The sequence below is a fragment of the Halobacterium hubeiense genome, assembly GCF_001488575.1.
GTDB classification, from domain to species: domain Archaea; phylum Halobacteriota; class Halobacteria; order Halobacteriales; family Halobacteriaceae; genus Halobacterium; species Halobacterium hubeiense.
Genome location: NZ_LN831302.1, coordinates 581,643 through 607,032 on the forward strand (window position 1 = coordinate 581,643; position 25,390 = coordinate 607,032).

The 25,390-nt window shown below is 70.1% G+C and carries 33 protein-coding genes; 13 read left to right on the forward strand and 20 right to left on the reverse strand.

Features of this window, described 5'->3' with window-relative positions:
- Positions 1-21: 21 nt before the first annotated feature.
- Entirely contained in the window at positions 22-348 is a 327-nt protein-coding gene (locus tag HHUB_RS02895; RefSeq protein WP_059056073.1) for a 2Fe-2S iron-sulfur cluster-binding protein, read from the forward strand.
- Between the two features lies 1 nt (position 349).
- Here the strand turns inward: HHUB_RS02895 and HHUB_RS02900 are convergent, their stop codons facing one another.
- A complete protein-coding gene (locus tag HHUB_RS02900) occupies positions 350-1,468 on the reverse strand; it encodes an MBL fold metallo-hydrolase (RefSeq protein WP_059056075.1) in 1,119 nt (372 codons plus the stop codon).
- A gap of 60 nt (positions 1,469-1,528) precedes the next feature.
- On the opposite strand from HHUB_RS02900, the gene HHUB_RS02905 reads away from it, so the two are divergent.
- The gene (locus HHUB_RS02905) at positions 1,529-2,149 is read left to right on the forward strand and encodes a hypothetical protein (RefSeq protein WP_059056077.1); all 621 of its coding nucleotides are present in this window, start codon (positions 1,529-1,531) and stop codon (positions 2,147-2,149) included.
- Between the two features lie 3 nt (positions 2,150-2,152).
- Here the strand turns inward: HHUB_RS02905 and HHUB_RS02910 are convergent, their stop codons facing one another.
- Positions 2,153-3,121: a sugar phosphate nucleotidyltransferase gene (locus tag HHUB_RS02910; protein ID WP_059056079.1), complete on the reverse strand. Its 969-nt coding sequence runs from the start codon at positions 3,119-3,121 to the stop codon at positions 2,153-2,155.
- Between the two features lie 59 nt (positions 3,122-3,180).
- On the opposite strand from HHUB_RS02910, the gene HHUB_RS02915 reads away from it, so the two are divergent.
- Positions 3,181-3,471 carry a transcriptional regulator gene (locus HHUB_RS02915; protein ID WP_059056082.1) on the forward strand — a complete coding sequence of 97 codons (291 nt, stop codon included), beginning with the start codon at positions 3,181-3,183 and terminating at the stop codon, positions 3,469-3,471.
- Here HHUB_RS02915 and HHUB_RS02920 read toward each other — a convergent pair.
- The 4 genes from HHUB_RS02920 to HHUB_RS02935 form a co-directional block, all read right to left on the reverse strand.
- Positions 3,468-3,887, reverse strand: coding sequence for a Rieske (2Fe-2S) protein (locus HHUB_RS02920; protein WP_059056084.1), 420 nt, complete (start codon positions 3,885-3,887; stop codon positions 3,468-3,470). The genes HHUB_RS02915 and HHUB_RS02920 overlap by 4 nt on opposite strands.
- Positions 3,888-4,173: 286 nt before the next feature.
- On the reverse strand, positions 4,174-5,028 hold the full coding sequence (locus HHUB_RS02925) for an aminotransferase class IV (RefSeq protein ID WP_059056086.1): 855 nt from the start codon (positions 5,026-5,028) through the stop codon (positions 4,174-4,176).
- 31 nt (positions 5,029-5,059) lie between these two features.
- On the reverse strand, positions 5,060-5,587 hold the full coding sequence (locus tag HHUB_RS02930) for a helix-hairpin-helix domain-containing protein (RefSeq protein WP_059056088.1): 528 nt from the start codon (positions 5,585-5,587) through the stop codon (positions 5,060-5,062).
- Positions 5,588-5,632: 45 nt separating this feature from the next.
- Positions 5,633-6,436, reverse strand: a complete 804-nt coding sequence (locus tag HHUB_RS02935; RefSeq protein WP_059056090.1) for a shikimate dehydrogenase — start codon at positions 6,434-6,436, stop codon at positions 5,633-5,635.
- A 78-nt stretch (positions 6,437-6,514) separates the two neighbouring features.
- Here HHUB_RS02935 and HHUB_RS02940 point away from each other — a divergent pair, with 78 nt between their 5' ends.
- The 4 genes from HHUB_RS02940 to ftsZ all read left to right on the forward strand — a co-directional run bounded on the left by HHUB_RS02940 (position 6,515) and on the right by ftsZ (position 11,438).
- Positions 6,515-7,471, forward strand: coding sequence for a calcium/sodium antiporter (locus tag HHUB_RS02940; RefSeq protein ID WP_059056092.1), 957 nt, complete (start codon positions 6,515-6,517; stop codon positions 7,469-7,471).
- A gap of 43 nt (positions 7,472-7,514) precedes the next feature.
- Positions 7,515-8,834 (forward strand): sodium:calcium antiporter, encoded by a 1,320-nt coding sequence (locus HHUB_RS02945; RefSeq protein ID WP_059056094.1) that lies wholly within the window; start codon positions 7,515-7,517, stop codon positions 8,832-8,834.
- A 63-nt stretch (positions 8,835-8,897) separates the two neighbouring features.
- Positions 8,898-10,253: a D-aminoacyl-tRNA deacylase gene (locus tag HHUB_RS02950; RefSeq protein ID WP_059056096.1), complete on the forward strand. Its 1,356-nt coding sequence runs from the start codon at positions 8,898-8,900 to the stop codon at positions 10,251-10,253.
- A 27-nt stretch (positions 10,254-10,280) separates the two neighbouring features.
- Entirely contained in the window at positions 10,281-11,438 is a 1,158-nt protein-coding gene (gene ftsZ / locus HHUB_RS02955; RefSeq protein WP_059056098.1) for a cell division protein FtsZ, read from the forward strand.
- A gap of 164 nt (positions 11,439-11,602) precedes the next feature.
- Here ftsZ and HHUB_RS02960 read toward each other — a convergent pair whose 3' ends face one another.
- Entirely contained in the window at positions 11,603-11,887 is a 285-nt protein-coding gene (locus tag HHUB_RS02960) for an amphi-Trp domain-containing protein (protein ID WP_059056100.1), read from the reverse strand.
- 98 nt (positions 11,888-11,985) lie between these two features.
- Between HHUB_RS02960 and HHUB_RS02965 the strand changes: the two genes are divergently transcribed.
- Positions 11,986-12,159 (forward strand): protein translocase SEC61 complex subunit gamma, encoded by a 174-nt coding sequence (locus tag HHUB_RS02965; protein WP_059056101.1) that lies wholly within the window; start codon positions 11,986-11,988, stop codon positions 12,157-12,159.
- A 1-nt stretch (position 12,160) separates the two neighbouring features.
- Positions 12,161-12,598 (forward strand): transcription elongation factor Spt5, encoded by a 438-nt coding sequence (locus tag HHUB_RS02970; RefSeq protein ID WP_058981570.1) that lies wholly within the window; start codon positions 12,161-12,163, stop codon positions 12,596-12,598.
- 11 nt (positions 12,599-12,609) lie between these two features.
- Here HHUB_RS02970 and HHUB_RS02975 read toward each other — a convergent pair whose 3' ends face one another.
- From HHUB_RS02975 to HHUB_RS02985, 3 genes are all read right to left on the reverse strand, one after another.
- A complete protein-coding gene (locus tag HHUB_RS02975) occupies positions 12,610-13,338 on the reverse strand; it encodes a fumarylacetoacetate hydrolase family protein (protein ID WP_059056103.1) in 729 nt (242 codons plus the stop codon).
- 50 nt (positions 13,339-13,388) lie between these two features.
- Positions 13,389-13,730: a DUF7565 family protein gene (locus HHUB_RS02980; protein WP_059056105.1), complete on the reverse strand. Its 342-nt coding sequence runs from the start codon at positions 13,728-13,730 to the stop codon at positions 13,389-13,391.
- Positions 13,731-13,950: 220 nt separating this feature from the next.
- On the reverse strand, positions 13,951-15,114 hold the full coding sequence (locus HHUB_RS02985) for an acyl-CoA dehydrogenase family protein (protein ID WP_370683877.1): 1,164 nt from the start codon (positions 15,112-15,114) through the stop codon (positions 13,951-13,953).
- A 112-nt stretch (positions 15,115-15,226) separates the two neighbouring features.
- Between HHUB_RS02985 and HHUB_RS02990 the strand changes: the two genes are divergently transcribed.
- Entirely contained in the window at positions 15,227-15,982 is a 756-nt protein-coding gene (locus HHUB_RS02990) for a PHP domain-containing protein (RefSeq protein ID WP_059056107.1), read from the forward strand.
- Here HHUB_RS02990 and HHUB_RS02995 read toward each other — a convergent pair.
- From HHUB_RS02995 to HHUB_RS03005, 3 genes are read right to left on the reverse strand one after another with little or no spacing between them, the layout of a single operon-like run.
- Entirely contained in the window at positions 15,979-16,461 is a 483-nt protein-coding gene (locus HHUB_RS02995) for a metal-dependent hydrolase (protein WP_059056108.1), read from the reverse strand. The genes HHUB_RS02990 and HHUB_RS02995 overlap by 4 nt on opposite strands.
- Positions 16,462-16,510: 49 nt before the next feature.
- Entirely contained in the window at positions 16,511-17,029 is a 519-nt protein-coding gene (locus HHUB_RS03000) for a CinA family protein (RefSeq protein ID WP_059056110.1), read from the reverse strand.
- A gap of 40 nt (positions 17,030-17,069) precedes the next feature.
- On the reverse strand, positions 17,070-17,420 hold the full coding sequence (locus tag HHUB_RS03005) for a nuclear transport factor 2 family protein (RefSeq protein ID WP_059056112.1): 351 nt from the start codon (positions 17,418-17,420) through the stop codon (positions 17,070-17,072).
- 104 nt (positions 17,421-17,524) lie between these two features.
- Between HHUB_RS03005 and HHUB_RS03010 the strand changes: the two genes are divergently transcribed.
- On the forward strand, positions 17,525-18,631 hold the full coding sequence (locus HHUB_RS03010; protein WP_059056114.1) for a pyridoxal phosphate-dependent aminotransferase: 1,107 nt from the start codon (positions 17,525-17,527) through the stop codon (positions 18,629-18,631).
- On the opposite strand, the gene HHUB_RS03015 is transcribed toward HHUB_RS03010, so the two are convergent.
- Positions 18,628-18,837, reverse strand: coding sequence for a hypothetical protein (locus tag HHUB_RS03015; protein WP_238323996.1), 210 nt, complete (start codon positions 18,835-18,837; stop codon positions 18,628-18,630). The two genes, HHUB_RS03010 and HHUB_RS03015, sit on opposite strands and share 4 nt — an antisense overlap.
- A gap of 97 nt (positions 18,838-18,934) precedes the next feature.
- Here HHUB_RS03015 and HHUB_RS03020 point away from each other — a divergent pair, with 97 nt between their 5' ends.
- Positions 18,935-19,966 (forward strand): ArsA family ATPase, encoded by a 1,032-nt coding sequence (locus HHUB_RS03020; RefSeq protein WP_059056118.1) that lies wholly within the window; start codon positions 18,935-18,937, stop codon positions 19,964-19,966.
- On the opposite strand, the gene HHUB_RS03025 is transcribed toward HHUB_RS03020, so the two are convergent.
- From HHUB_RS03025 to HHUB_RS03035, 3 genes are read right to left on the reverse strand one after another with little or no spacing between them, the layout of a single operon-like run.
- Complete coding sequence (locus tag HHUB_RS03025; RefSeq protein ID WP_059056120.1) at positions 19,967-20,782, reverse strand: SDR family oxidoreductase; 816 nt, start codon at positions 20,780-20,782, stop codon at positions 19,967-19,969.
- 47 nt (positions 20,783-20,829) lie between these two features.
- Positions 20,830-21,642 carry an endonuclease V gene (locus tag HHUB_RS03030; RefSeq protein WP_059056122.1) on the reverse strand — a complete coding sequence of 271 codons (813 nt, stop codon included), beginning with the start codon at positions 21,640-21,642 and terminating at the stop codon, positions 20,830-20,832.
- A gap of 1 nt (position 21,643) precedes the next feature.
- Positions 21,644-22,597, reverse strand: coding sequence for a rhomboid family intramembrane serine protease (locus HHUB_RS03035; RefSeq protein WP_059056123.1), 954 nt, complete (start codon positions 22,595-22,597; stop codon positions 21,644-21,646).
- 96 nt (positions 22,598-22,693) lie between these two features.
- On the opposite strand from HHUB_RS03035, the gene HHUB_RS03040 reads away from it, so the two are divergent.
- Positions 22,694-23,065 (forward strand): hypothetical protein, encoded by a 372-nt coding sequence (locus HHUB_RS03040; protein WP_059056125.1) that lies wholly within the window; start codon positions 22,694-22,696, stop codon positions 23,063-23,065.
- 3 nt (positions 23,066-23,068) lie between these two features.
- Here HHUB_RS03040 and HHUB_RS03045 read toward each other — a convergent pair whose 3' ends face one another.
- The 3 genes from HHUB_RS03045 to HHUB_RS03055 are packed head-to-tail and all read right to left on the reverse strand — an operon-like array spanning position 23,069 to position 25,387.
- Positions 23,069-23,812, reverse strand: a complete 744-nt coding sequence (locus HHUB_RS03045) for an ABC transporter permease (RefSeq protein WP_059056127.1) — start codon at positions 23,810-23,812, stop codon at positions 23,069-23,071.
- Positions 23,809-24,717: an ABC transporter ATP-binding protein gene (locus HHUB_RS03050; RefSeq protein WP_059056129.1), complete on the reverse strand. Its 909-nt coding sequence runs from the start codon at positions 24,715-24,717 to the stop codon at positions 23,809-23,811. Before HHUB_RS03050 ends, HHUB_RS03045 begins: the two co-directional genes overlap by 4 nt.
- A gap of 49 nt (positions 24,718-24,766) precedes the next feature.
- A complete protein-coding gene (locus HHUB_RS03055) occupies positions 24,767-25,387 on the reverse strand; it encodes a DUF7546 family protein (protein WP_238323998.1) in 621 nt (206 codons plus the stop codon).
- Positions 25,388-25,390 lie beyond the last annotated feature (3 nt).

Consider the following 25,390-nt stretch of genomic DNA (forward strand, 5'->3'; position numbering starts at 1 on the left):
GCTCTCGTGGTAGCGCCAGCCATGACCGAGTACACCGTCGAGTTCGTCGGGACCGGCGAGGAGATTCAGGTCTCCGACAAGGAGACGATTCTGTCGGCGTGCCTCGAAGAAGGCATCGCCCAGGAGTACTCCTGCCGCGTCGGGATGTGTCTGGCCTGCTCCGCGAAAATCGAAGCCGGCGACGTCACCCAGCCCGCCGCCCGCGGGCTCACCGAGGAGGAAGCCGAGAACTACGCGCTGACGTGCATGGCGCGCCCGCAGTCCGACCTCAAGCTCGACCGCGGGAAGTACCCGCCGAGCATCGAGGACGACGCCGCCGCGGCCGCGCCCGCGGCCGACGACGACTGACTCACGTCGAGGACACCGCGCAGTTGTTCGGCCCGCGCTCCAGTTCTAGCGTCCCCTCGTCTATCTCCCGCCGCCCGAGGTTCGTCGCGACGATTGCCTCGTAGTTCGCCGGCCGCGGCGGCAGGTCCGTCGTGAGCGCGTCCACGAACGCCTCGCGCGACAGGTCCGCGACGGCGAGCGACTCCCGAACTGCGCCGAGGTTGCGAGCGAACCCGTCGTCCGCGAGCGGCGTCGTCGCCTCGACGTGCCCGGGGAGCACGCGCTCGTCGTCCGGGTACGCGAAAATCGAGTCGTGGAGCGTGTCGTACTGCCGGCCCGCGAGTTCCCGGGCGCGGTCGGCGTCTTCGAGGTCCGGGCGGCCCACGCCGTCGAGGAACAGGCAGTCGGCGGTGAGCACCGCGTCGCCCCACTCGAAGACGACGAGTTCGGTGGTGTGGCCGGGCGCGTGCCGCGCCACGAGGTCACGCCCCCCAATCGAGAGCGCGTCGCCGTCCGCGAGCAGGGTCGCGTCGTAGTCGAGGCCGCGCTCGGTCGCGCCCGCCGGCAGCACGGGCTCGGCGTCCGTCTCCGCGGCGAGCGCACGGACGCCGGAGAAGTGGTCGGCGTGGACGTGCGTGTCCACGGCCCAGCGGACGTCGAGGCCGCGGTCGGCGGCGTCTTCGGCGTACCGCTCGCTCGCGGCCGCCAGCGGGTCCACGACCGCCGCCTCGTCGCCGTCCGCGAGCAGGTAGGAGAGACAGCCCGACGACGGGCGCTCGTACTGGACGACGCCGCCGAGGTCGTGCGCGACCACGAGGTCGCCCCACGCGTCCATCCCGCCGGCGAGGTTCACGGCGTCCACGCCCGCCTCGCGGAGCATCGCCGCGACCTCGTCGCTGGCCTCGCCGACCCCGCAGACAGCGACGATGGGTTCGTCCAGTTCGTCGGGGACGAGGGCGGCGGGGTCGCCGGCGACCTGCGCGGAGACGAACTGCATGTAGGGGACGTGAGCGGCGGTCACGCCCGGCCCGTCGACGTGCCACGCGTCGAACTCGTCGCGGTCGCGGACGTCCAGCACGGAGACGTCCCCGCTCCGGATGCGGTCGTAGAGGTCGCGCGGCGTGATGGCTGGCGAAGTCACGAGCGGACGTACGCTCTCGCGTGCCAAAAGCTCACGTGGACGGCGCGCGAACTCGGCGGCATGACCGACGACTTCCGCGACGGCGTCGCGGCCGCGGCGGAGACGGAGTTGGACCGCCTCGGCTCCTCGAAGCGCCTCGTCGCGCTCACGGACGCGACCCTCGACGACGAGACGGTGTTGCGCGCGGCCGCCGCCAGCGAGGCCGCCGCGGCCGACGTGTTCGCCGAGTGGGCGGCGGACGCGTCCGGCGACGCCGCCGAGACGTTCGCCGCGTTTGCGGAGCGCGAGCGCGACCACTACGAGCGCGTCGCCGGGGAACTCGGCGAGGACGTGGCCGCCGACCCGGGCGCCGTCCACGACTTCCTCCGCGGGCTGGACGACCCAATCGAGCAGGCCGGCGCGGTCGTCGGCCGCGGCCTCGTCGCCGAGCGCACGCTCGCGCAGTTCGTGAGCTACTTCGTGAATCAGGCCGACGAGGGCCGCGCGGACCTGTTCCGGGACCTGCGGCGCGACACGGAGGCCGACACCGAGACCGCAATCGCCCTGCTCGCGGACGTAGCGGAAGACGAGGCGGCCGTCGAGCGCGCGAGCGACGCGGCTATCGAGGTCGTGAGCGTCGCCTACGAGGAGTACGTCGCGGCGCTGGAGTCGATGGGCGTCAACGCCAAGTCCGTCTGCTAGGGGTTACTCGCCGTTGGAAATCGTGGTGTGCGCGCCGATGAGCGCGCCCGCGAAGTCGATGTCTTCGAGGTGGGTCTGCTCGTCGATGATGGAGTCGCGGACGTCGCAGTCGTGCAGGGTGGCGTTCGGGAAGATGACGGAGTTGTCCACGCTGGAGTTGCGGAGTTCGGCGTCGCCCATCACGTGGACGTTCTCGCCGATGGTGGTGTTCTCGACGACGGCGTCGTCGCTGACGAGGTTCTCGCCGTCGAGCTTCCAGCGCACGGCGTCGAGGTACGACTCCGGCGTGCCGATGTCGAACCACGCGCCCTCGAAGGTGAACGCGTGGACGGACTGGCGGTTCTGGAGCCACTGCATGAACCAGCCGGGCTCGTCGGGGTTCTCGCCCTCGTCGAGGTACCGGTCGAGGTCGGGCAGCGTCTCCCGCGGGAACGCGTAGCACGCGATGGAGACGAGCGTGCTCTTGGGGTGTTCGGGCTTCTCCTGGAAGTCCACGACCTCGTCGCCGTCGAGGTCCACGAGCCCGTAGGACTTCGCTCGTTCGAGGCTGCCGACGTCGTAGGCGGCCAGCGCGGGCGTCGCCTTCGCCTCGAAGAAGTCAACGAACTCCGCGATGTCGAAGCTGATGAGGTTGTCGCCGGCGACCACCACGAGGTCGTCGTCGACGTTCTCGCGGTCGACCAGCTGGGCGAGCGCGCCGACGACGCCGAACTTTTCGTCCTCCTCGGAGGTGTCTTCGACGGTCAGCGTCGGCTTCTGGAACTCGCTGTCGGCGAGGTACTCGCGGAAGTCCTCCGCGAAGCGCTCGTTCGTGGAGACGAACACATCCTCGATGCGGTCGTCGGCTTCGAGGTCGGCGAAGATTTCGTCGATGACTGTCGAGTCCCCGACGGGGAGGAACATCTTCGGTCGGTGTTTCGTGATGGGCCACAACCGGGTCGCGTACCCGCCGGCGAGGACGACGGCTTTCATACCCCGACGGTGCCGTGCGTCCGATAAGTCCTTTTTCATCCAGGTGTCCACTTGCGGGCATGGACGACCAGACCACCCGCGAACGCATCCTCGACACGCTCCGCGAGCGTCCGGACACGCCCAGCGCCCTCGCAGAGGAGTTCGGCGTCTCCCGCGGCACGGTGCTGACGCACGTCCGCCACCTCTCGAAGTCGCTGGAGGAGACCGACGAGGAACTGCTCGTGAAGCCCCCGGAGTGCCGCGAGTGCGGGTTCGACGGCTTCGACGACCCCGTGAACGTGCCGTCGCGGTGCCCCGAGTGCAAGAGCGAGAGCATCGAGGAGCCCGCGTTCGTCGTCGAAGCGGTCTAGAAGCCGAGGCGCGCGCCGGGGTCCGTCGAGAGGTCCGCGGGGTCGCCGTCCTCGACGCCCGTCCGCACGAACTCGTAGTCGTCGTCTGCGAGGTAGACGTCGCCGTCACGGGTCTCGACCGAGACGGGGTCCAGTTGCGCGCCCTCGCAGGGGCCGTGCGTGCAGACCCCCGTGTCCTTCTCGAAGGTCGCGGCGTGCTTCCGGCAGACCACGTCGCCGTTCCGCACGGGCGCGCCGTCGCCCGTGTCGAGTTTCACGTCCGTCCAGTGCATGCAGTAGTTCAGGAACGACGTGACCGAGCCGTCCGAGAGCTTCAACAGGATGGCCTCGCGCTCGTCGCCGCCGTCGGCGACCGTGTACAGTAGCGTCCCGTCGGCCGGCACCTCCTCGACCGCAGCGATGCGCTCGTCTCCCATCGGCCCCGGCTACCGGTTCGGCGGCTTTGAGCGTACCGGAATCTGCGCCTGTTCACTCACGAGCATCCGCGAGCGCCATACGGCGCTCGCGGTTCACCGAGCGCGAACGACGCGAGGCGCGAAGCGCCTCGGAACGTGCGAGCGGCGAGCGAAGCGAGCCGTGAGCAGTGAGCGCTCGGGCCGACGACTGAGCGGAGTGAAACGAAGCGAAGGAGGAGTGCTTTTTCCGCAAGTTTTTGCCGAGCGGGGTGCGCCGGAGGCGCACCCCCGCAGCGCAAAACGTGCGTTAGTAGTGCCGCGCTTCGACTTCTTCGGCGAGCGCGCGAGCGAGCCGCGCGCCGACCTTGCACGTGGTGTAGGTGGTGTCGTCGTAGGCGGCGACGGGTCGGACCTCCCACGTGGTGTTCGTGAGGAACACCTCGTCGGCGCTCCGCAGGTCTCGGGGCCGGTAGTGGCCTTCCTCCACCGGGACGCCGAGGTCGTCGGCGAGTTCGAGGACCGCCCAGCGCGTGATGCCGGGGTTGACCGGGAGGTCGAGGCTGGGCGTGTGGAGGGTGTCGTCGTCGACGAAGAAGACGTTGCTCGCGGCGCCACCGGTGACGCGGCCGTCGGCGTCGAGGAGGACGGCTTCGTCGGCGTCGCCGGCGTCGATGCGCGCGAGAACCCCGTTGAGGTAGTTGTGGGTCTTCGCGACCGAGGGGAGCGCGTCGTCGGCGACGCGCTCGACCGCGGCGGTCACGGCGGTCGCGGGCTCGCTCCAGACGCGTTCGCCGTCCACGCCGCCACGCGGCAGGGGGTCAGTGACGACGACGACCGTCGGGTCCGCGTCGCCGTCGGGCGTCAGCGACCCGGAGTGGGTGCCGCGGGAGACAGTGAGGCGGACGCGCGCGTCCGTGAGGTCGTTGGCGGCGAGCGTGGCGTGGACGCGGCCGCGGAGGTCGCGCTCGGAGAGCCCGTGGTCGATGCCGAGCGCGTTGCAGGTCGCCTGCAGGCGCTTGGCGTGGGCGGCCCACGCGAACACCTGGCCGCCGTACGCGCGCAGCGTCTCGACGGCGGCGTCGCCGTACTGGAACCCGCGGTCGCGGACGCTCACGGTGGCGTCCTCGGCGGCCACGAGCTCGCCGTCTACGTGCGAGTACACGTGTCGGCGCCGGCCGGGGCGGCTGCGGCCATCAGTCGTGGTCCTGGGCGGCGTCCACCCAGCGGCCGACGCGCTTCGCGGAGAGGTCCACGCGCTCGGCGAGGTCCTCCGGGTCGGCCGCCGCGAGGTCCGCGACGGTCTCGATGCCCGCGTCTTCGAGGCGGTCGGCGTACGCCGGGCCGATGCCCTTCAGGACGGTGACCGGCTCGCCCTCGACCGTCTCGGGCGCTTCCTCGTCGCCCGCGCTGGCGGCTTCCGCGGGTTCGGCGGCCCGCGTCGGGTCGTCGGTGTGCTCCTCGTCCACCAGCGACTCCGTGGAGGCGGCGGCATCCGTCTCCGTCGCAACCGGCTCGTCGACGCCGTCCGCGTCGGCGTCGGCTTCGGCCTCGGCCTCCGGTTCGGCCTCAGTGTCGGTTTCGCGCGCTGCGTCGGATTCCTTGACCGCCCGCTCGGACTCCGCCTCCGGCTCGTGTTCGACGGTGACGTCGACGCCGCTCCCGGCGGAGCGGCTCTCCTCCTCCATCCCGAGCAGCGATTTGAGTGTCGAGAGCAGTCCCATTGGCTGGCTATATCTCCCGACTGCACTTAAAGCCGTGCCCGTCAGTCAGAGTTGCGCGCGCAGTGCGTCGTTCATCGCGGCTATCGGCGCGTCTCGACCCGTCCACAGTTCGAACGCCGCGACGCCCTGGAAGAGGAGCATCCACGCGCCGTCTATCGTGGTCGCGCCCGCGGCGTCGGCGTCCCGGAGCAGCCGCGTCTCCAGCGGCGCGTACACCGCGTCCAGCACTGCGAGGTCGGCGTGGAGCGCGTCCGCCGGAACGGGCGACTCGTCCTCCTCCATCCCGACGCTCGTCGCGTTCACGAGCACGTCGGCGTCCGCGAGCAGTTCGGGGAGCGCGTCGAGGCCGTGTGCGGACGCCGCATCTCCGACGTCGTCGGCCAGCAGTTCCGCCGTTTCGACGGTTCGGTTGGCGATGCTGACCGCCGCTCCCGCGTCGGCGAGCGCGAACGCCGCCGCGCGGCCCGCGCCGCCCGCCCCAACGACGACCGCGTCGCGGCCGTCCAGTTCGACGCCGTGGTGGGCGAACGACCGCCGCACGCCCTCCGCGTCCGTGTTGTGGCCGGTGACTGTGTCCCCGGAGAAGTCGATAGTGTTGACCGCGCCGATGCGGGCTGCGAGGTCGTCCGGCTCGACGGCGTCGAGGACTGCCTGCTTGAACGGGATGGTGACGTTCAGGCCAGCGACGCCGAGCGCGTCCGCGCCCTCGACGGCGGCCGCGATGTCCTCGCGCGCCGGCTCGAAGGTGACGTACCGGGCGTCGATGCCGAGTTCGTCGTAGGCGGCCTCGTGCATCGGCGGCGACAGCGAGTGCTCGACCGGGTTCCCGACGAGTCCGAATACTTGCACGCCTCGACGCACTCACGCGCCGTTTATAACTGATGCTCACTCCGAACCGTTTTTGCCCGCGAGCCAGTTTCCCGGCGTATGGCCGGCACACTCCTCGTCGACGGCGCGATACTGCTCGTCGGCATCCTGCTGCTCTACGTCGGCGCCGAGTTCCTCGTCGCCGCGGCGTCCGCGCTCGCGCTCTCCCACGGCGTGAAGGCGGCGACGGTCGGCGTCACCATCGTCGCGTTCGCCACCACGGCGCCCGAGCTGTTCGTCTCCGCGACGGGCGCGCTGACCGCCTCCGACAGCATCGCGCTCGGCAACATCGTCGGGTCGAACATCGCCAACATCGGCCTCGTCCTCGGCGCGTCCGCGCTCGTCCGCCCGATGGAAGTCGACGACAAGACGCTCTACCAGCACGGCCCGTTCATGTTCACGGCCGCCGTCGCGCTCGTCGTCCTCGGGCTTGACGGCAGCATCGCCGCGTTCGACGGCGTCGTCCTCCTCGCGCTGCTGGCGGGCTTCACCGGCTACCTCTACTACAAGTCCCAGCAGGCCGACGACGTCGCGCTGCCCGAGGAGGTCGAGATGGACGAGGAGACCACGACCGCGGGCGTCCGCGAGTACGTCACGCTCGCCGGCGCCATCGTCCTGCTGCTGGCCGGCTCCCGCGCGCTCATCGTCGGCGGCAAGGGCGTCCTCGAGGCGTGGGGCTTCGGCGACCTCTTCATCGGCCTCACCATCATCGCGTTCGGCACCTCCGTCCCCGAGCTGGCGACGTCGCTCGTGAGCGCGATTCGCGGCGAAGCCGAGTTCTCCATCGGGAACGTCGTCGGGTCGAACATCTACAACGTGCTCGCGGTCATCGGCGTCGTCGCCGTCCTCGTCCCCATCACGGTGTCCGGGTCCACCATCGGCTACGAGTTCCCCGTGATGTTGGCGTTCACCGTCGTCGCGCTCGCCGTCATGGCGTTCGGCGACCGCATCACGCGCGTCGAGGGCGCGGGCCTGCTGGCCGGCTACGTCGGCTTCGTCTACTTCCTGCTGCCGTAGCCCAACCACAAGCGTTAGGGAGCGCTTCGCGGACAGTACTGATATGCTACGAGAGCGCCTGCAACACCCACTGACCGCGCTGGCGCTCGCGACGCTGCTGACCGCGCCGTGGGTCGGCGTCTTCCTCACCGGCGGCCCCGACGCGTACGGGTTCGGCGAACCGACGACCGTCGCGGTCAGCGGTGTCGCCGTCCTCGGGGCGGCGTTCCTGCTGGCGTGGGGCGCCGAGACCGCCGAGAAGGACGTCCCGCCCGCGTTCGCCATCGCGGTGCTGGCGGTGCTGGCGGTCGCCCCCGAGTACGCCGTCGACGCGCTGTACGCGTGGACCGCCGGCGCGAACGCCGGGACCGCCCGCGGCATCGAAGCCGCGAACCTCGCGGTTGCGAACATGACCGGCGCGAACCGCATCCTCATCGGGCTCGGGTGGTCGGGCGTCGCGCTGTTCACCGTCTACAAGGCCCGCTCCTCGAAGGACGCCGCGGTCGAGCAGCGCGGCGGCCTCCGCAGCGTCGTCAACCTCGACCCCGCCATCGCAACCGAAATCACGTTCCTGCTCGCCGCGACCGCCTACGCCTTCCTCGTGCCGCTCCGCGGCGGCATCGACATCGTGGACACGGTCGTGCTCGTGGGCCTGTTCGCGACGTACATCGCCATCATCATCCGCGGCGACGTCTCCCACGACACCGAACACGTCGGCGTCCCCGCGTACCTCCAGCAGTTCCGGCGGCCCGCCCGCGTCGCCACCGTCCTCGCGCTGTTCGCGTTCTCCGGCGCGGTCATCTACACCGCCGTCCACCCGTTCGCGCACGGCCTCGAAGTGCTCGGGGAGAACGCCGGCATCCCGCCGTTCTTCATGATTCAGTGGGTCGCGCCGCTGGCCTCCGAGGCGCCCGAGCTCATCGTCGTCGTCTACCTCGTGAACAAGGCGCGCTCGACGGCCGGGTTCAACGCGCTCATCTCCTCGAAGCTCAACCAGTGGACGCTGCTCATCGGGACGCTCGCGGTCGTCTACAGCATCGCGTACGGCGGCGTCGCCACGCTCCCCTTCGACGAGAAGCAGGCCGCCGAAATCTGGATTACCGCCGCCCAGAGCCTCTTCGCCATCGCCATCCTCGCGAACCTCAACATCGCCGTCTGGGAGGGCGTCACGCTGCTGGTGTTGTTCCTCACGCAGGTGTTCGTGGAGTTCGGCATCATCCGGCTGGTCGCCGAGCCCCGGGCGACCGAGCTCAGCATCCTCGTCCTCTACGCGTACACCGCCGTCTACCTCGCGCTCGCCGCCGTCCTGCTCGTGAAGCGCCGCGAGTCCGTCGCGCGGCTCCTGCGGGTCACCGCGGACGGCGCTCGCTCGGCGTTCTCGTAGCGGCCGCCGGCCAGTTCCTCGGGGAACGGCAGTCGTTTTACGGGCCGCCTCCTACGGCGTGCCGTGATTGGAATCGTCGTGAGCCGGGCCGACAGCGCGTCCGAACACATCGGCGAGCAGCTGCTGGAGGCCGGCGACTTCGAGCAGACCGGCGCGGGCGTCTACCGCGCGGACGGCTTCGAACTGCGGGAGTTCGACGACCTCCACATCGACCTCGACGACCCGGCGACGGCGTTCGACGACCCCGACTACGTGGTGGTCGTCTCGCGACACGCCGGCGACACCGGCGCGCTGCTGACCGCCCACCACACCGGGAACTTCGGCGACGCGGAGTACGGCGGCGAGGACCGCGCGCTCGCGGCCGCCTGCCCGAACGCCCACCGCGAGGTCGTGGACGCGCTCCGCGAGCACGCGCCGGACGGCTACGAGGTCGGGATGGAGTGCACGCACCACGGTCCCACCGAGACCAGCGTGCCGTCGATGTTCGTGGAGCTCGGCAGCGACGAGTCGCAGTGGGACGACCCCGAGGGCGCGAGAGCAGTCGCGGAAGCCGTCCTCGACCTCCGCGGCGTCGACGCGCGCTCCGAGCGCGCGCTCGTCGCGTTCGGCGGCGGGCACTACGCGCCCCGCCCCACGCGCATCGTCAGGGAGACCGACTGGGGCGTCGGCCACGTCGCCGCCGACTGGTGTCTGAATGACCTCGGCGACCCCGAGGCCCACCGCGACGTCGTCGAGCGGATGTTCGAGGCGAGCGGCGCGGAGCACGCCGTCGTGGACGGCGACAAACCCGCCGTCGAGCGCGTCGTCTCCGAGTTGGGCTACCGCGTCGTCAGCGAGACGTGGGTCCGGGAGACCGACGGGGTCCCCCTCGACCTCGTGGACAGCGCCGAAGACCACGTCGCGACGGTCGACGACGGCCTCCGCTTCGGCGAGCCAGCGACGGGCTACGAGGGTAGCTACGCGGTCGTGGACCTGCCCGCCGAACTGCTCGACGCCGTCCACGCGACCGACCCCGAGGCGGCCGTCGAGGCAGCAAGTGAGACCGCGCTCGCGTACGCCACCGACGAGAACGGCAACCGGCTCGCCGGCCCCGCCGCGTTCGCCGACGACGACGCCTACGACGCGTTCCTCGCTCGGGTCGCAGACATTCTGGAGCGCGACTACGACGTGACCCGCGAGGACGCCACGCTGACCGCGACGCGGGAGTCGTTCGACCCCGCCGCCGCCAGCGAACTCGGCGTTCCCGAAGGCCCGAAGTTCGGGAAGCTCGCCGGGGGTGAACCGGTGGACATCGACGGCGCGGAAATCCGGCCGGCCGACGTCACCACCACGGAGACCACCTCCGTTTCGGTCGGCTTCCGCGAGCGGACGCGTGAGCGCGTGCGACGCCCGTCCGACGCCGAGGGGAAAGGTAATTAAGCCTCACACGCTACCCGTTACGCAACAATGGACTCGATTGTGCAGGACGCCATCGACGAAGCCGAGGAGGACTCGGCTTCGGAGGGCGGCGGCACCCCAGCCGAGGGCGCGTCCGCCAGCGTTCCAACCGGGGAGATGACCGACGACGAACTCGAAGACGTCCTCCAGGAACTCCAGACGAGCATCACCGTCGTGGGCTGTGGCGGCGCCGGCTCGAACACCATCGACCGCATGTTCGAGGAGGGCATCCACGGCGCGTCGCTGGTCGCCGCGAACACCGACGTCCAGCACCTCGTCGAAATCGAGGCCGACACCAAGATTCTCATGGGCCAACAGAAGACCCAGGGCCGGGGCGCCGGCTCGCTCCCGCAGGTCGGCGAGGAAGCCGCCCTCGAATCACAGGACGAAATCCGGGACTCCATCGAGGGCTCGGACATGGTGTTCGTCACCGCCGGCCTCGGCGGCGGCACCGGCACCGGCTCCGCGCCCGTCGTCGCGAAGGCCGCCCGCGAGGCCGGCGCGCTCACCATCGCCATCGTCACCACGCCGTTCACCGCCGAAGGCGAGGTCCGCCGCACGAACGCCGAAGCCGGCCTCGAACGCCTCCGCGACGTCGCCGACACCGTCATCGTCGTCCCCAACGACCGCCTCCTCGACTCGGTCGGCAAGCTCCCCGTCCGAGAGGCGTTCAAGGTCTCGGACGAAGTCCTCATGCGCTCCGTGAAGGGCATCACAGAACTCATCACCAAGCCCGGCCTCGTCAACCTCGACTTCGCCGACGTTCGGACTGTCATGGAGAAGGGCGGCGTCGCCATGATCGGCCTCGGCGAAGCCGACTCCGACGCCAAGGCCGCCGACTCCGTCAAGTCCGCGCTGCGCTCCCCGCTGCTCGACGTCGACATCTCCTCCGCGAACTCCGCGCTCGTCAACGTGACCGGCGGCCCCGACATGAGCATCGAGGAGGCCGAGGGCGTCGTCGAACAGCTCTACGACCGCATCGACCCCGACGCCCGCATCATCTGGGGGACCAGCGTCGACGAGGACATCGAAGGCGAGATGCGCACCATGGTCGTCGTCACCGGTGTCGACTCCCCGCAGATTTACGGCCGCAACGACGCCCCCGAACCCGAACCGGAGCCGGACGGCGGCGACAGCGAAATCGACGACATCGACTACGTCGAATAGTACCTTTTTCCGCCTCGGGTGTCCTCGCTCCCGCTGGTCGCTGCGGGCACCACTTGGCGCAAAAAGCTACGCTAAAAAGACCCGCCGTCGCGGGGCTCCGCCCCGCTCCGGCGGTGAACAGCGCGCTACGCGCGCTGATGCCGACGTCCTGCCGCGACTGCTCTCTACTCGATTTCGAGTTCGCCGCTCTCGCTGGCTGTGTCGCCGTCCTCGGGCCACTCGAGTTCGAACTCGACGCTCAGTTCCTTCGGGCCGTCGGTCGCCCCCTCGCGTTCGGCTTTGACCTCGAACGTCGGACGGCTCGGCGGGTCGAGCGTGACCTCGTCGCCGCCCGCTTTCAGCGTGATTCCCTTGCCGGATTCGAGGTTGTCGGCGATAGTGCGGAGGTAGGTGGCGATTTCCTCGCGGCTGCGATCGCTCTCGGACTCGAACAGGACTTCTTCGGGCATACGAGCCGACAGTACGCCGGCCGAACGGATAAACGAGCGGGCCGCCGGTCTCGCTCGGCATCAATAGATAAAAGAGCGCTCGCCGACTCAACACGTGTATGGACGTTCCCCTAGAGCTTTCCGCGTATACGCGCGTGCTCCGGCTGGCGAGCACGCCGTCGTGGGAGGAGTTCTCCCAGATTTCGAAAATCGCTGGCGCCGGCATCCTGCTGGTCGGACTGCTGGGCTTCGTCATCTTCCTGGTGATGGAAGGCGTCACGTCGGTGATATAAGATGGGCGTGTACGCCGTCAAGACCACTGCGAGCCAGGAGCAGACCGTCGCCAGCATGATTGCCAACCGCGAGGCCGACGAGATTCACGCGGTGCTGGCGCCGGACGCGCTCACCAGCTACGTGATGGTCGAAGCAGACGACCACAACATCATCGAGCGCGTGATGGAGGAGATTCCCCACGCGCGCAGCCTCGTCCCCGGTGAGTCCGGCATCAGCGAGGTCGAGCACTTCCTCTCCCCGAAGCCCGACGTCGAGGGCATCGCGGAGGGCGACATCGTCGAACTCATCGCCGGCCCGTTCAAGGGCGAGAAGGCCCAGGTCCAGCGCATCGACGAGAGCAAAGACCAGGTCACCGTCGAACTGTACGAGGCGACCGTCCCGATTCCCGTGACGGTGCGGGGCGACCAGATTCGCGTGCTCGACTCCGAAGAACGCTAGCGCGTTCCGACTCAGTTCTCGCCGGCCGGTTCGACAATCGTGTTCTCGAGCGTGCCGACGCCCTCGTAGGTGATTTCGACGGTGTCGCCGGGTTCGACGAGCCCGGGGTTCGCGGGGCTGCCGAACGCGACGACGTCACCGGGCTGGAACGTGAACCGCTCGGAGAGGAACGAGACGACCTCGTAGGGGTCGAACAGCATCAGTTCGGTGTTGGCTTCCTGCCGGCGCTCGCCCGCGACGTCGGTGTGCATGTCGATGCTCGTGGGGTCGAGGTCGGTTTCTATCCACGGGCCGAGCGGCCCGGACCCGTCGAAGGCCTTCCGGGCGGTGCGGCCCGGCTGGTCGAGCGCGTCGAGGTCGTTCATGATAGTGAACCCGCGGAGCACGTCCGGCACGTCGGCCTCGTCCACGCGGTGACAGCGCTCGCCGACGACCGCCGCGAGTTCGCCCGCGTACGTCAGTTCGTCGGTGAACGTCGGGTACGGCACGTCGTCGCCGTGGCCGACCACGGAGACCGGCGGTTTGATGAAGAAGTCGGGCTGCTCGGGCCGCTCGTAGTCCATCTGGTCGAGCGTCTCCGCGTAGTTGCGGCCGACGCAGTACAGCGCCGACGGGTCGCAGGGCGGCGCGAGCGTGCCGTCCTCGCCGACGACGTACTCGGCGTCCTCGGTGGCGACGACGCCGTCGCGGTACTCGCCCTCGACGAGGCCGTCGTCGGTCCGGAGTCGTGCGAGTCGCATGGCTGGACGTCACGGAGGCGCGGCAAATCGCTTACGAACGCGGCGAGAAGCTAGCTCGTGGTGGCGTGCGCGGCGTCGGTGGCCTCGGCGACGTCGATGGGTTCGTCGCTCAGGAGGTCTTCGAGCACCGCCGGGTCGAGCGCGTCGGCGACGTCGTCGAGCACGCGCTCGCGCTCGCGGATGGCTTCGGCGTCGCCGTCGTAGAACCGGACGTACTCGGCGCGCGTGTGCTCGCGGAGCCCGTGCTTGATGGCGAAGAAGCCCTCGGGGACCGTCTCCCCGCAGATTTCGCACTCGTGGGCGTCGTGGTCCGCGACCTGATGGGCCAACAGCGCCTCGACGCTCCCGAACGTCGACCCACATCCGACAATCGCGCACTCCCACGCAGACATACGCCTCTGTAACCTGAGCGCGCAAATAAACCTTGTGTCGCCTTTTCGACCACTGAACCCGACGAGTCAGCCGTTCGTCACTGCTCTGTCAGACAAATTCTCGGACGCGAGACGCGGTTCAGGCAGTTGATACCACTTGACAACCGAAGCCTGATACGGGCGTTTCGAGCGCTATCGCGGCCGTTCGGTGTTCAGGAGAGGAAGTCTCCCGGCGAGTGACTTACTGCTGTTCGCCGCTCTGCCGGTAAATCAGATTCCGCTGAATCTCGTTGGCGCCCTCGTAGATGACCGGGATGCGGGCGTCCCGGTAGACGCGGGCGATGCGGCGGTCGGTGAGAATCGAGCGGCCGCCGTGGAACTGCATCCCCTGCTCGGCGTTGTCGACGGCGACCTCCGTGGACTTCGTCTTCGCCATCGCCGCCCACAGGCCGGGGTTGTCGTACTCCTCGACCTTGCGGGCGGCGCGGTAGTTCAGCGCGCGCGCGGCCTCGAACTCCAGTCGCATGTCCGCGAGGCCGTGCTGGACGGCCTGGAAGTCCGCGACGTGGCGGCCGAACTCCTCGCGCTCGTGCACGAAGTCCCACGCCTCTTCGAGCGCCGCAGCGGCGAGGCCGAGGCCGTGCCCGCCGACGACGACGCGGCCGTGGTTGAAGAAGTCTGCGAGCATCATGAACCCGGCTCCCTCGCTCCCGATGAGGTTCTCCTCGGGAATCCGGCAGTCGTCGAAGACGATGTGGGCCTGCTTGGACGCGCGCATCCCCATCTTCTCGGGGATGTGCTCGGCGACGTAGCCGTCGGCGTCCGTCGGCACGATGAAAAGCGAGTAGTCCATGTAGCGGTCGCCGGTGTCGCCGGTCTTGGCGTACACCGTCACCCAGTCGGCTTCGACGCCGTTGCCGATCCAGTACTTCTCGCCGTTGAGCACGTACTCGTCGCCGTCCTTGTCGGCGGTCGTGTGCATCCCGGCGAGGTCCGACCCGACGTCGGGCTCGGAGACAGCCAGCCCCGTAATCTGGTCGTTGGCCGCGACCGGGCGGAGGTACCGTTCCTTCTGGTCGTCGTTGCCGTACTCCTCGAGCATCTCCGCGCCGAAGCTCGCGAGCTGGAGCGTCAGCGCGATGCCGGCGTCCGCGCGGTAGAACTCCTCGGCGATGGCCAGCATCTGTTCGAGGTCGAGGCCGCGGCCGCCGTACTCCTCGCCGATGTCCTGGGCGACGAGCCCGGCGTCCATCCCGGCCTCCAGAATCTCCCACGGGTACTCGCCGGTCCGGTAGAACTCCTCGGCGTTCGGCGCGATGTGCTCCTCGGCGAACTCGCGGGCCTCGTGTTTGACGTCGACCGCGTGCTCGGGAACCACGTCCTCGGAGAGCAGGTTCAGACTCATACCGGCCGTTGGAGCGCCACGGGCATAAACGGCCGCGAACGTTCGACAGTCCGCGCGGAGTTTATCCGCCGGAACCGTAAGCCGCTAAACCTCGGCTCGCGAACTCGGGGACGTGCCGACGACACGGGTCGACCTCCACGCGAAGGTACTCGACGACGACGTGGTGCGCCGGGCGAAGGCGGCTGGCGTCGACGTGCTGGTGTACGCCCCGCACTTCACGCGACTGCCTGACGCGCGCGAGCGCGCTGCGGCGTTCTCCGACGACGACCTGCTGGTGGTGCCCGGCCGCGAGGTGTTCACGGGGTCGTGGCGCGACCGCAAGCACGTGCTCGCGGTCGGCCTCGACGACCCGGTGCCGGACTTCGTGACGCTGGACGGCGCGTTCGCGGCGTTCCGCGAGCAGGGCGCCGCCGTCCTCGCGCCGCACCCGGAGTTCCTCACGGTGAGCCTGACGGCCGCCGACGTCGAGCGGTTCCGCGAGGACGTGGACGCCGTGGAGACGTACAATCCCAAGCACTTCCCGTGGGACGACGACCGCGCGAGCGCGCTCGCCGACGCTTACGACATCCCCGGGTTCGCGTCCTCGTACGCGCACCGCCCCGAGACCGTCGGCGGCGTGTGGACGGAGTTCGACGCCGACATCCAGTCGGAGGCGGACCTCGTGGACGCCCTCAAGTCCGGCGTCCCGCGCCGCACCTACCACCAGCGCAACCCCCGGTTCCGGGCGCGCGAACTCGCGGAGAAGGCCCATCTCGCGTACGAGAACACGTGGGAGAAAGTCGACCGCCTCCTCCTCTCGGGTATGGAGCCCACGCACCCGCGCCACATCGCGTACGGCGGCGAGTTCGACGACGTCGCCGTCTACTAGAACAGGCTGCTGACGGCGTCCGTTGGGACGTACTGCGGGGCGACGTGGACGACGACCGCGATGGCCGCGAGCTCGATGAGCGTGATGAGGACGGTGACGGTGGTGGCGTACTTCGAGACCGTGGTCACGCCGACCGGCAGCCCGTACTCTTGGTCCGACAGCGGGTAGAACAGCGCGATGCCGCGCTTGCTCCCGACGACGTCGAGGACGTAGTGGGTGGCGACGCCGATCCAGACGTACTGGAGGTTCCCGAAGTACATCGGGAAGACGTACAGCAGCGCCAGCACGGGGATGTTGTGGAGGGTCTTGCGGTGCTTCCCGAAGTCGGTGTCGACGTCCGGGAACAGCGCACCCAGCACCACGGGGATGAGGACGGCGGCGATGGTGCGTATCGTCTCGACGCCGCCCGAGGGGTAGAGCACGTAGCCCAGCCCGATGGCGAGCAGGATGCCGTTGAGGATGTGGTCGCCCTTGTTCATTACTCGGGGCGAGAGCACGCGGGCACGTCACCGTTTCGGCACGCGGCCGCTACTCCTGCACCGCTCGGACTTCCTCGCGGAGCTTGCGGAGCGCGCGCCGCGCAATCTGCTCTTTGATTTCGGTGCGGGAGCCGTCGAACTCCCGGCGCTCGACGGTCGCGTAGCTGGACTGCGTGCCCCACTCGCCAGCGTACGCGACGCCGATGTAGACGGTGCCGACGGGCTTGGCCTCGCTGCCGCCGGTCGGGCCGGCGATGCCGGTCGTGGAGACGCCCCACGTCGTGTCGGCCGCGTCCCGAGTGGCCTGCGCCATCTGCCGGGCGACGGGCTCGCTGACCGCGCCGTGTTCGTCCAGCGCCTCCCGGGAGACGCCAGTGTCGAGTTTGGCGTCGTACGTGTACGTCACCAGCGACCGGTCGAAGTAGTCGCTGGAGCCGGAGACGTCCGTCAACAGCGACCCGATGAGACCCCCCGTGCAGGATTCGGCGGTCGCGACGGTGTGGCCGGCCTCGGGGAGCACGTCGTTGAGTTCCTCCTCTATCGGCGGGTCGGCGGCGTACTCGCGCATACCTCCGGGTACCGAACGACCGAGCAAGAAGGTGGTGGCGTCAGACGGTGTCGCGGTCGGTGTACGTGTACCGCTCGGCGATGCGGCCGTCCTCGAAGACGTGAACGTCCGCGAACCCGAACTCGACGTCTTCTCCGTCTTGGACGCCCGAGAACGTCCCGCGGACGGCCGCGCGCGACCCGTCTACGAGTACGTCGTGGACGGTGTGGCTACCGTCTTCGAGCGGGCGGCCCTCGCGGTAGAACGCTTCGAGCTCGGCCTTGCCCTCGATTGGCGGCTGGCCGGGTCGGTCGTAGACGACGTCGTCGGCGAACAGGTCGAGCAGGTCGTCGATGCGGTCGGCGTCCACGGCGTCGTAGTACTCGTGGACGCGCTCGGCGTAGTCGGTCACGGGCGAACTGTCTCGTGGCTGTCGAATCAACCGCACAGTACCGGCAAACGACGCCGCGTTTCCGCGGGCGAAAGAGCCACGTAGCGCCACGGAGACGCTGGCGTATGGAGTACGAAGAGCCGCTGTTCTTCCGCGTGATGGAGTACGCGGCGAACTCCGACGCGGACGTCATCGACATGGTCTCGGGGAACCCCGACTGGGGGTCGCCGCCCGCGCTCGCGGCGGGCCTCCACGAGTACGCCGACACGGGCGGCCGGCAGTTCCAGTACCCGCCCAGCGAGGGCCTCCGGGAACTGCGGGAGGAAATCGCGGCGCGCCGGCAGGTCCCCGTCGAGCAGGTCGTCGTCACGAACGGCGCGGGCGAGGCGAACTACCTCGCGATGGGGCGCGCGCTCGAACGCGGCGCGGGCGACGAGGTCGTGATGACCGACCCGGTGTACCCCTACTACCCGGGGAAGACGGACATGCTCGGCGGCGAGCAGGTGTTCGTGGAGACGGCCGAAGACGGCAGCCTCGACCCCGCGGACGTGCGCGCCGCGGCGAGCGAGGACACGGCGTGCATCGTGGCGACGACGCCGAACAACCCCACTGGCGCGGTGTACGGCGAGGAGACGATGCGCGAACTCGTCGCGGTCGCCGAGGACCACGACGCGATTCTGGTCAGCGACGAGGTGTACGACCACTTCGACTACTCCGGGCGGTTCACGTCCGCGCTGGAGTTCGACTCCGAGCACCGCGTCGTCGTGAACGCGTTCTCGAAGTCGCTTGCAATCACGGGGTTCCGCGTGGGCTACTGCATCGCGCCCGAGTCCCACGTCGAGCCGATGAAGTCCCGGCACATGCTGACGAACGTCGCCACGTCGCGGCCCGCGCAGGCCGCGGTCCTGCACGCGCTCCGCGAGACCGACCCCGACTACTACGAGCAGACCCGAGAGACGCTCCGGGAGCGCGTGGACACGTTCACGTCGGCGCTGGACGACGCGGGCGCGGAGTACACCGAGCCCGACGGCGCGTTCTACGTGCTCGCGCGCTTCCCCGACTTCCCGGGGACGCTGGAGAACACGTTCGAACTCATCGACGAGGCGGGCGTCGCGGGGATGCCCGGTTCGGGGTTCGGGAGCGCGCGCGAGGAGTGGCTGCGGTTCGCGCTCGTCACGCCGCGCGTCGAGGAGGCGGCCGACCGGCTCGCGGCCTACTTCGCGGACCGCTAGTACCCGCCCGCGTCCGAGAAACACCGCCCGCAGCGGCAGGCGTCGAAGTCGTCAACGGCGCGCTCGACGGCGACCGTCCGGATGTCGTCGTGGCCCACGTCGTTGGTCGCGCCACACTTCGTCCGGCTGTAGGGGTTCTCCACCCCCTTCTTGTGCACGGTCGCCGTGCGCTCGTTCAGCACGCCCTCCATGCGTGGTATTGACACGCTCAGCGCGGAAAACTGCTCCGGCCAAGACGTTCGGTGCGCCGCCCGCGAGGACCGCGACCGACGGATTGACCCCGCTGGGTCGCCGACTGTGCGTATGGACGAAATCGAGGTCGAGGCGGTCGACTCCCTCGACCCCGGGGTGGTCAGCGACACCGCCGAGTACGTGCTGTACGGCGGGAAGGGCGGCGTCGGGAAGACGACGATGGCGGCGGCGACCGCGCTCGCGAGTGCCAACGACGGCACCGCGACGCTCGTGGTCTCGACGGACCCCGCGCACTCGCTGTCGGACACGCTGGAGTTCGACGTGCCGAGCCGGCCCGCGAAGATGCGCGAGGACAGCCCGCTGTGGGCGGTCGAAATCGACCCCGACGACGCGCTCCAGCAGGCCGGGATGTTCGGGCAGGACGGCGGATTCGCGGGCGGCCTCGACCAACTACTCGGCGGCGCGGGCGGCGCCGGCGGCGACGGCGCGATGATGCCGGGCGCCGACGAGGCCGCCGCGGTCCAGCTCCTCCTCGAATACATGGACGACGAGCGCTTCGACCGCGTCGTCGTCGACACCGCGCCGACGGGCCACACGCTCCGACTGCTGGAACTCCCCGAGGTGCTGGACTCGATGGTCGGCCGCATGATGCAGCTGCGCGACCGCTTCGGCGGGATGATGGACGGCCTCACCGGGATGTTCGGCGGCGACGACGAGGACGAGCAGGCGGGCCTCGGCAACCTCGACGCCGTCGAGGAGCGCGTCGAGCGGCTCCGGGACGTGCTCACGGACCCGGCGCGCACGGAGTTCCGCGTCGTGCTCGTGCCCGAGGAGATGAGCGTGCTGGAAGCCCAGCGCCTCACCGACCGCCTCGACGAGTTCGGCGTTCCGGTGGGGACGGTCGTCGTCAACCGCGTGATGGAGCCGCTGGCAGACGCCGCCGACGTCCCCGGGGACGCGTTCGTCGCGCCGAACCACGAGGACTGCGAGTTCTGCGCGCGCCGCTGGGACGTCCAGCAGGCCGCGCTCGCGGACGCCCAAGAGCTGTTCAGAAACTACGACGTGGCGCGCGTCCCACTGCTCGCCGACGAAGTCCGGGGCGAGCGCCCGCTCCGGGTCGTCGCCGCCTGCCTCGACGAGTAGCTACGAGAACCGCTGGAGCAGCCGGTAGCCGGCGTCCAGCCAGCGGTCCGGGAGGAAGCGCGCGAGCACGCCGACCCGGCCCGGCGTCCCGACGGGGTACCGGGACTTGGGGTCGGGGCTGACCGCGGCCTCCGTGATGACTTCCGCGACCTTCTCCGGGGGGACGGCGCCGACGCCGTTGACCGCGCTGGCGTCCTCGAAGAACGAGTAGAGCTTCTCGTAGGCGCCGCTTCGGTCCAGCCCCTCGATTTCTCTCTCCGCTCGGTCCGTGAACTTCGTCTCGACCGGGCCGGGTTCGACGACGGCGACGTCCACGTCGTAGGGCGCGACCTCCGCGCGGAGCGCGTCGCTCATCGCTTCGAGCGCGAACTTCGAGCCGTTGTACGCGCCCATCCCCGGGGTCGCGACGCGCCCGGAGACGCTGGAGACGTTGACGATGGTGCCGGCCTCGCGCTCGCGCATGTGCGGGAGCGCGGCGCGAATCAGGCGGTGGGGGCCGTAGACGTTCACGTCGAACTGCCGGTGGAGTTCCCGCGTGGGCACGTCCTCCAGCGGCCCGAGCTGGGCGTAGCCGGCGTTGTTCACGAGACAGTCCAGCCGGCCGTGCTCCTCGACGACCTCCTCGACGACGTTCCGGCACTGCGCGGGCTTCGTGACGTCGAGTTCGGCGGTCTCGCAGCCCGCCTCGGCGAGCGCCGCGAGGTCGTCGGTGTCCCGCGCGGTCGCGACGACCGTCCACTCCTCGGCGAGCAGCGAGCGGGCGGTCGCCGCGCCGATGCCCGACGAACACCCGGTGATGAGAGCGACCTTCTCCATGCCCGATGCGTCGTGGCCCCCGCAGTTAAAGGGTCGAGTCGTCGGCGTCAGTCCTTCAGGTCGTCGGCGTACTGGTCGGCGAGCCGGGTCGGCGCGGGGAGCTTGTACCCCGTACAGGTCGCTTCCACGACGTCCACGGTGGTCTCGGCGCTGACGCGGTGGCCGGGGCTCACGATGAGGGGGTTGACGTGGCGCTGCTCGGGATTGGGGTACTGCCGGGACTGGTAGGCGTACCCGACGACGGTGCCGTCGGGTACGTCCATCGAGTCGTCGGCCTCGATGGCGACGCGCGCGCCTTCCGGCAGCGGGTCGTCCAGCGGCTCACGGGGCGTCCCGCAGAGCAGGTTCTTCGCCACACCAACGGCAGGCACGTCGAAGAGCACGCCCACGTGCGTCGCGAGGCCGGCCTGACGGAAGTGGATGCGGCCGCTCCCGTCGAGCACGAGCACGTCCGGCTCGACGGACAGCGATTCGAGCGCGTCCACGATGGCGTCGCCCTCGCGGAACGCCAACAGCCCGGGAATGTAGGGGAGTTCCAGTTCCGCGCGGCCGGCGGCGCGCTCGACGACGCGGCCGTCCCGAATCGCGACCGCGGCGCTCACGGAGTAGTCGTCCCCGACGAACGCCTGGTCGACGCCGACGACCACGGGCGCGTCGCCGTCGGTGAGCGTCACCTGTTCGCCGACGCTCTCGGCGGCGGTCGGCGCGTCCGTCGGCGACTCCCCGAGTTCGACGTCCGCGACGTCGAAGCCGAAGTCGTCCTCGAAGGACGCTGTCGCGGCTATCTCGCGCTGGAGGTCCTCCATCTCCTCGCGGGAGCGGTCCGGGTCCGGGAGGAACTCGGGTCGGACGACCTCCATGTCAGGGACGCCGCCGACCGGGGCCGCCCGGCCCGCCGGGACCGCCGCCGCCGAACTGGAGCTGGTTCGGCGCGCGCTCGCCCTCGCGCTTGAGCTTCACGCCGTACAGCACGCCGATGCCGAGGCCGGCGAGGTGCGCGAACTGCGCGACGCCGCCCGCGCCGATGCCGCCGCCGGCCGTCGAGACGAAGATTGAGTAGCCGGCGAACAGCAGCGTCGCGATCCACAGCGGCATCGGGATGATGAAGTAGAGGTAGATGCGGAGGTTCGGGTTCAGCACCGTGAGTACGCCCATCAGCGCCGCGATGGCGCCGCTCGCGCCGAGCACCGCCGAGCCGGTGAACTGGCTGAGCTGCTGGCCGTACCACGCGGGGTTCATCACGAGCGCCGCGCCGACCTGCGCGAGGCCCGCGAGCGCGCCCGCGACCACGAACAGCCCCACGAGCTTCGCGGAGCCGATGCGCTTCTCGACCACGGGGCCGAAGAAGTACAGCACGATGCTGTTCAACACGATGTGGCCGAAGCCGCCGTGCGCGAACACCGACGTCACCCACGTCCAGACGGCAAGCGGCTGGGTCGTGTTGATGGTGAAGAGGTCGAGCCACTGCTGGGAGTTCGGCGGGACGCCGAGCGCGGGCGCGACGGCGTACTGCACGACGAACATCAGCCACATCACCGTCAGCAGCGCGAACGAGACGTTCCCGCGGAAGTAGCCGAGCACGCCGCCCGGCCCCGTGTCCACGGGGAGTTTCGCCGCGAGCCCGCCGCTGTCCCGGGACTGGTTCACGCTGTCGTCGAACCCGCTGTCGAAGACGCCGCCGGGGTCGTTCCACTCGTCGAGGCCCGGACAGTCGTGGTTCTCCGGGAGCCTGTGCTTCGAGCAGAACGTGCCGCCGCAGAGCCGACACTGGTACGGCATCGACTCCTGCTCGCCACACCGGTCACACGTCGCCATTACCGGCGGTTGGGTTGGCGCGTGGTTATCGTTTTGGGTCTCGGGGCCGCCCGCATCGACAGCTACTTGCTCGCGGAATCGGGAGAAGACGCCTGTATGGACGCCGACGACGAACAGGTGTGGCGCTGCAAGGCCTGCGGGACGCGCCAGCCCGACCCCGAGCCGCCCTGCGAGCGCTGCTGGAACACGACGTTCGTCGCGGGCGACGGCGCCGAACGCGTCCTCGATTCACCGGACTCGGGGACCGACGCCACTGCGCTCCGGGTCGCGCAGGCGAAGTCGATTGCCTCCCGGACCGCCGTCGTGACGGGGGTGGCCGCGGTCGCGTTGGGCGGCGCGCAGTGGCTGCTGCCGGGCGTGCTCGCCGGCCTCGCGTTCACCGCGTTCGTCGGCGTTGCCGCGGTCGCCGCCGTCTTCTGTCTCGTCGCGGCCGGAGCTTCCGTCGCTGATTCCGTGGTCCTCGACTGAGCCTCACTCGGTCCACGGAATCGCGAGCGTGCCGACGGCGAACGCGACGACCGCCAGCGCGACGACGACCGCCGCGTTCGTCGTCACGTCGCCGCCCGGCGTGGTGGCCGCGCGGACGCCCCGCGCGAAGTACGCCAGCGGCGAGAGGTCCACGACCGGCCGGAACCACGCCGGGAACAGTTCGGGTTGGACGAACGTCTCCGAGAGGAAGAGGACGGGGAGCGCGATGCCGTTGCTCGCGGCGATAGCGCCGTCCTGGCCGTCCGCGTAGCTCCCGATGACCGCGCCGACGCCGCAGAACACCACCGAGGTCGCGGGCACGAGCACCGCGAGCCACGGGGAGAGCGCGAACGACGCGCCCGTCGCGAGGAGTGCGACCAGCAGCACCGCGCAGGCCGCCGCGATGAGCGCGACGTTGACGAGCGTGTGCGCGGCCAGCCACTCCGCGCGCGTCAGCGGCGTCGTCGAGAGCTTCTCGAAGCGGTTGCCCTCGCGGTGGCGCGCGACCGTGCTCCCGACCCGCGACAGCGGCGTGAACAGCACGACGGTCGCGAGGTACGCCGGCACGTAGTAGGCGGTCGGCTCCGTGAATAGCCCGCCGCTGCCCGACGTCGTGCGGACGAGGCCGGCGAAGATGACGATGAGCAACACCGGGAAGAAGAACGTGAAGAACACCGCCGTCCGACGGCGCAGGAACGTCCGGTAGGTCGCGGACGCTTCCGCGCGAATCCGGGCGAGCCGGCTCATCGCCGCACCTCCACGCCCTCGGCGTCGCCGGCGAGCGCGAGGTACGCGTCCTCCAGCGTCGGCTCGCGCCACGACAGCGCCTCGAAGCCGACGCCCGCGTCGTCCAGCGCCGCCACGACCCCGCCGATGCTCTCGGGCGCGACGTTCGAGAACACCAGTCCCTCCCGCGTCACCTCGGGGTCGAAGCCCGGAACTGCGGGCGCACGCTCGGTTTCTTCCGGGAGTTCGACGACGAGCCGGGGGTCGCCGCCGTGTGCGGCGACGAGTTCTCCCGGCGTCCCGGTCGCCGCCACCTCGCCGTCCGCGAGCAGCGCGACGCGGTCGGCGAGGCGCTCGGCTTCCGCCATGTCGTGCGTGGTGAGGAAGATGGTCGTCCCCGACTCCGCGAGGTCCTCGAACACGCGCCAGAGCGCGCGCCGGCCCGCCGGGTCGACGGCGGTCGTCGGCTCGTCGAGGAACAGCACGTCCGGGGCGTTCACGAGCGCCGCGGCGACGCACGCGCGGCGCCGCTCGCCGCCCGAGAGGTCGCCGTACCACGTGTCGTTGTCGGCGTCGAGACCGACCTCCGACAGCACCGCGTCGGGGTCGCGAGCGTCGTCGTAGAGGCCCGCGTAGTAGCCGACGAGTTCGCCCGCGGTGAGGCGGTCCGGCGGTGCGAAGTCCTGCGGGAGCAGGCCGACGCGCTGGTCGTTGGTCTCGTCGGGCGCCTCGCCGAGCAACTCGACGCGGCCGCTGTCGGGTGTCGTCGTGCCGGTGAGACAGCGCACGAGCGTCGTCTTGCCCGCGCCGTTCGGCCCGACGAGCGCGAACACCTCGCCCTCGCCGACCGACAGCGAGACGCCGTCCACGGCAGCGGTGTCGCCGTAGGCCTTCCGAACGTCTTCGGCGACGACTGCGGGAGTCATACCGGACGGTCGGCGTGCGCGAAGGTAAAGCACTGCGGAACGGCGCCGGCTACTGGGTCGGCCGCCACGCGAGCAACAGCACCGAGGAGACGAACACGACCGTCGAGAGCGCGTACGGCTCGTTCTGCGCGGCGGCCGCCAGCGCGGACGCGCTCCCGAACGCGCCCGTGAACACGGTTGCGGCGACCGGCCACGCGCAGCTCACGCACGCGAGCAGCCCGAGCAGGCCCGCGACGCCGGTCTTCGCGGCGTCGAGGACGGTCGCGGCGACGAGGTACGCCAGCGTCGCGTACCCGATGACCTTGAACGGGAGCAGGCTGACGGTGAGGTCCGCCCCGCTGTAGACGAACGCCGGCCCCCAGCCCGGGGAGAGCCAGGAGACGCGCGCGCCGAGGTCGGCGCCGTGGAACATGAACAGGCCGCCGACCCCGCCCAGCACGAGGAAGTACGCCACTCCGAGCGCGAGCGCGAACGCGCGCTGTCGCCGGGAGGCTTCGGGGAGGTCCACCCGGGAAACCGCCCAGATGGAGGCGTTGATCCAGACGAACGGGTACGCCAGCACCACGGGGTCGGTGGGGACCGACGACGACACCGCGAAGTAGAACAGCACGAGCGCCAGTTCGCCGTTCAGCACGAACGCGGCGTACAAAAGTGCCTTCCGCGTGGGCACGAA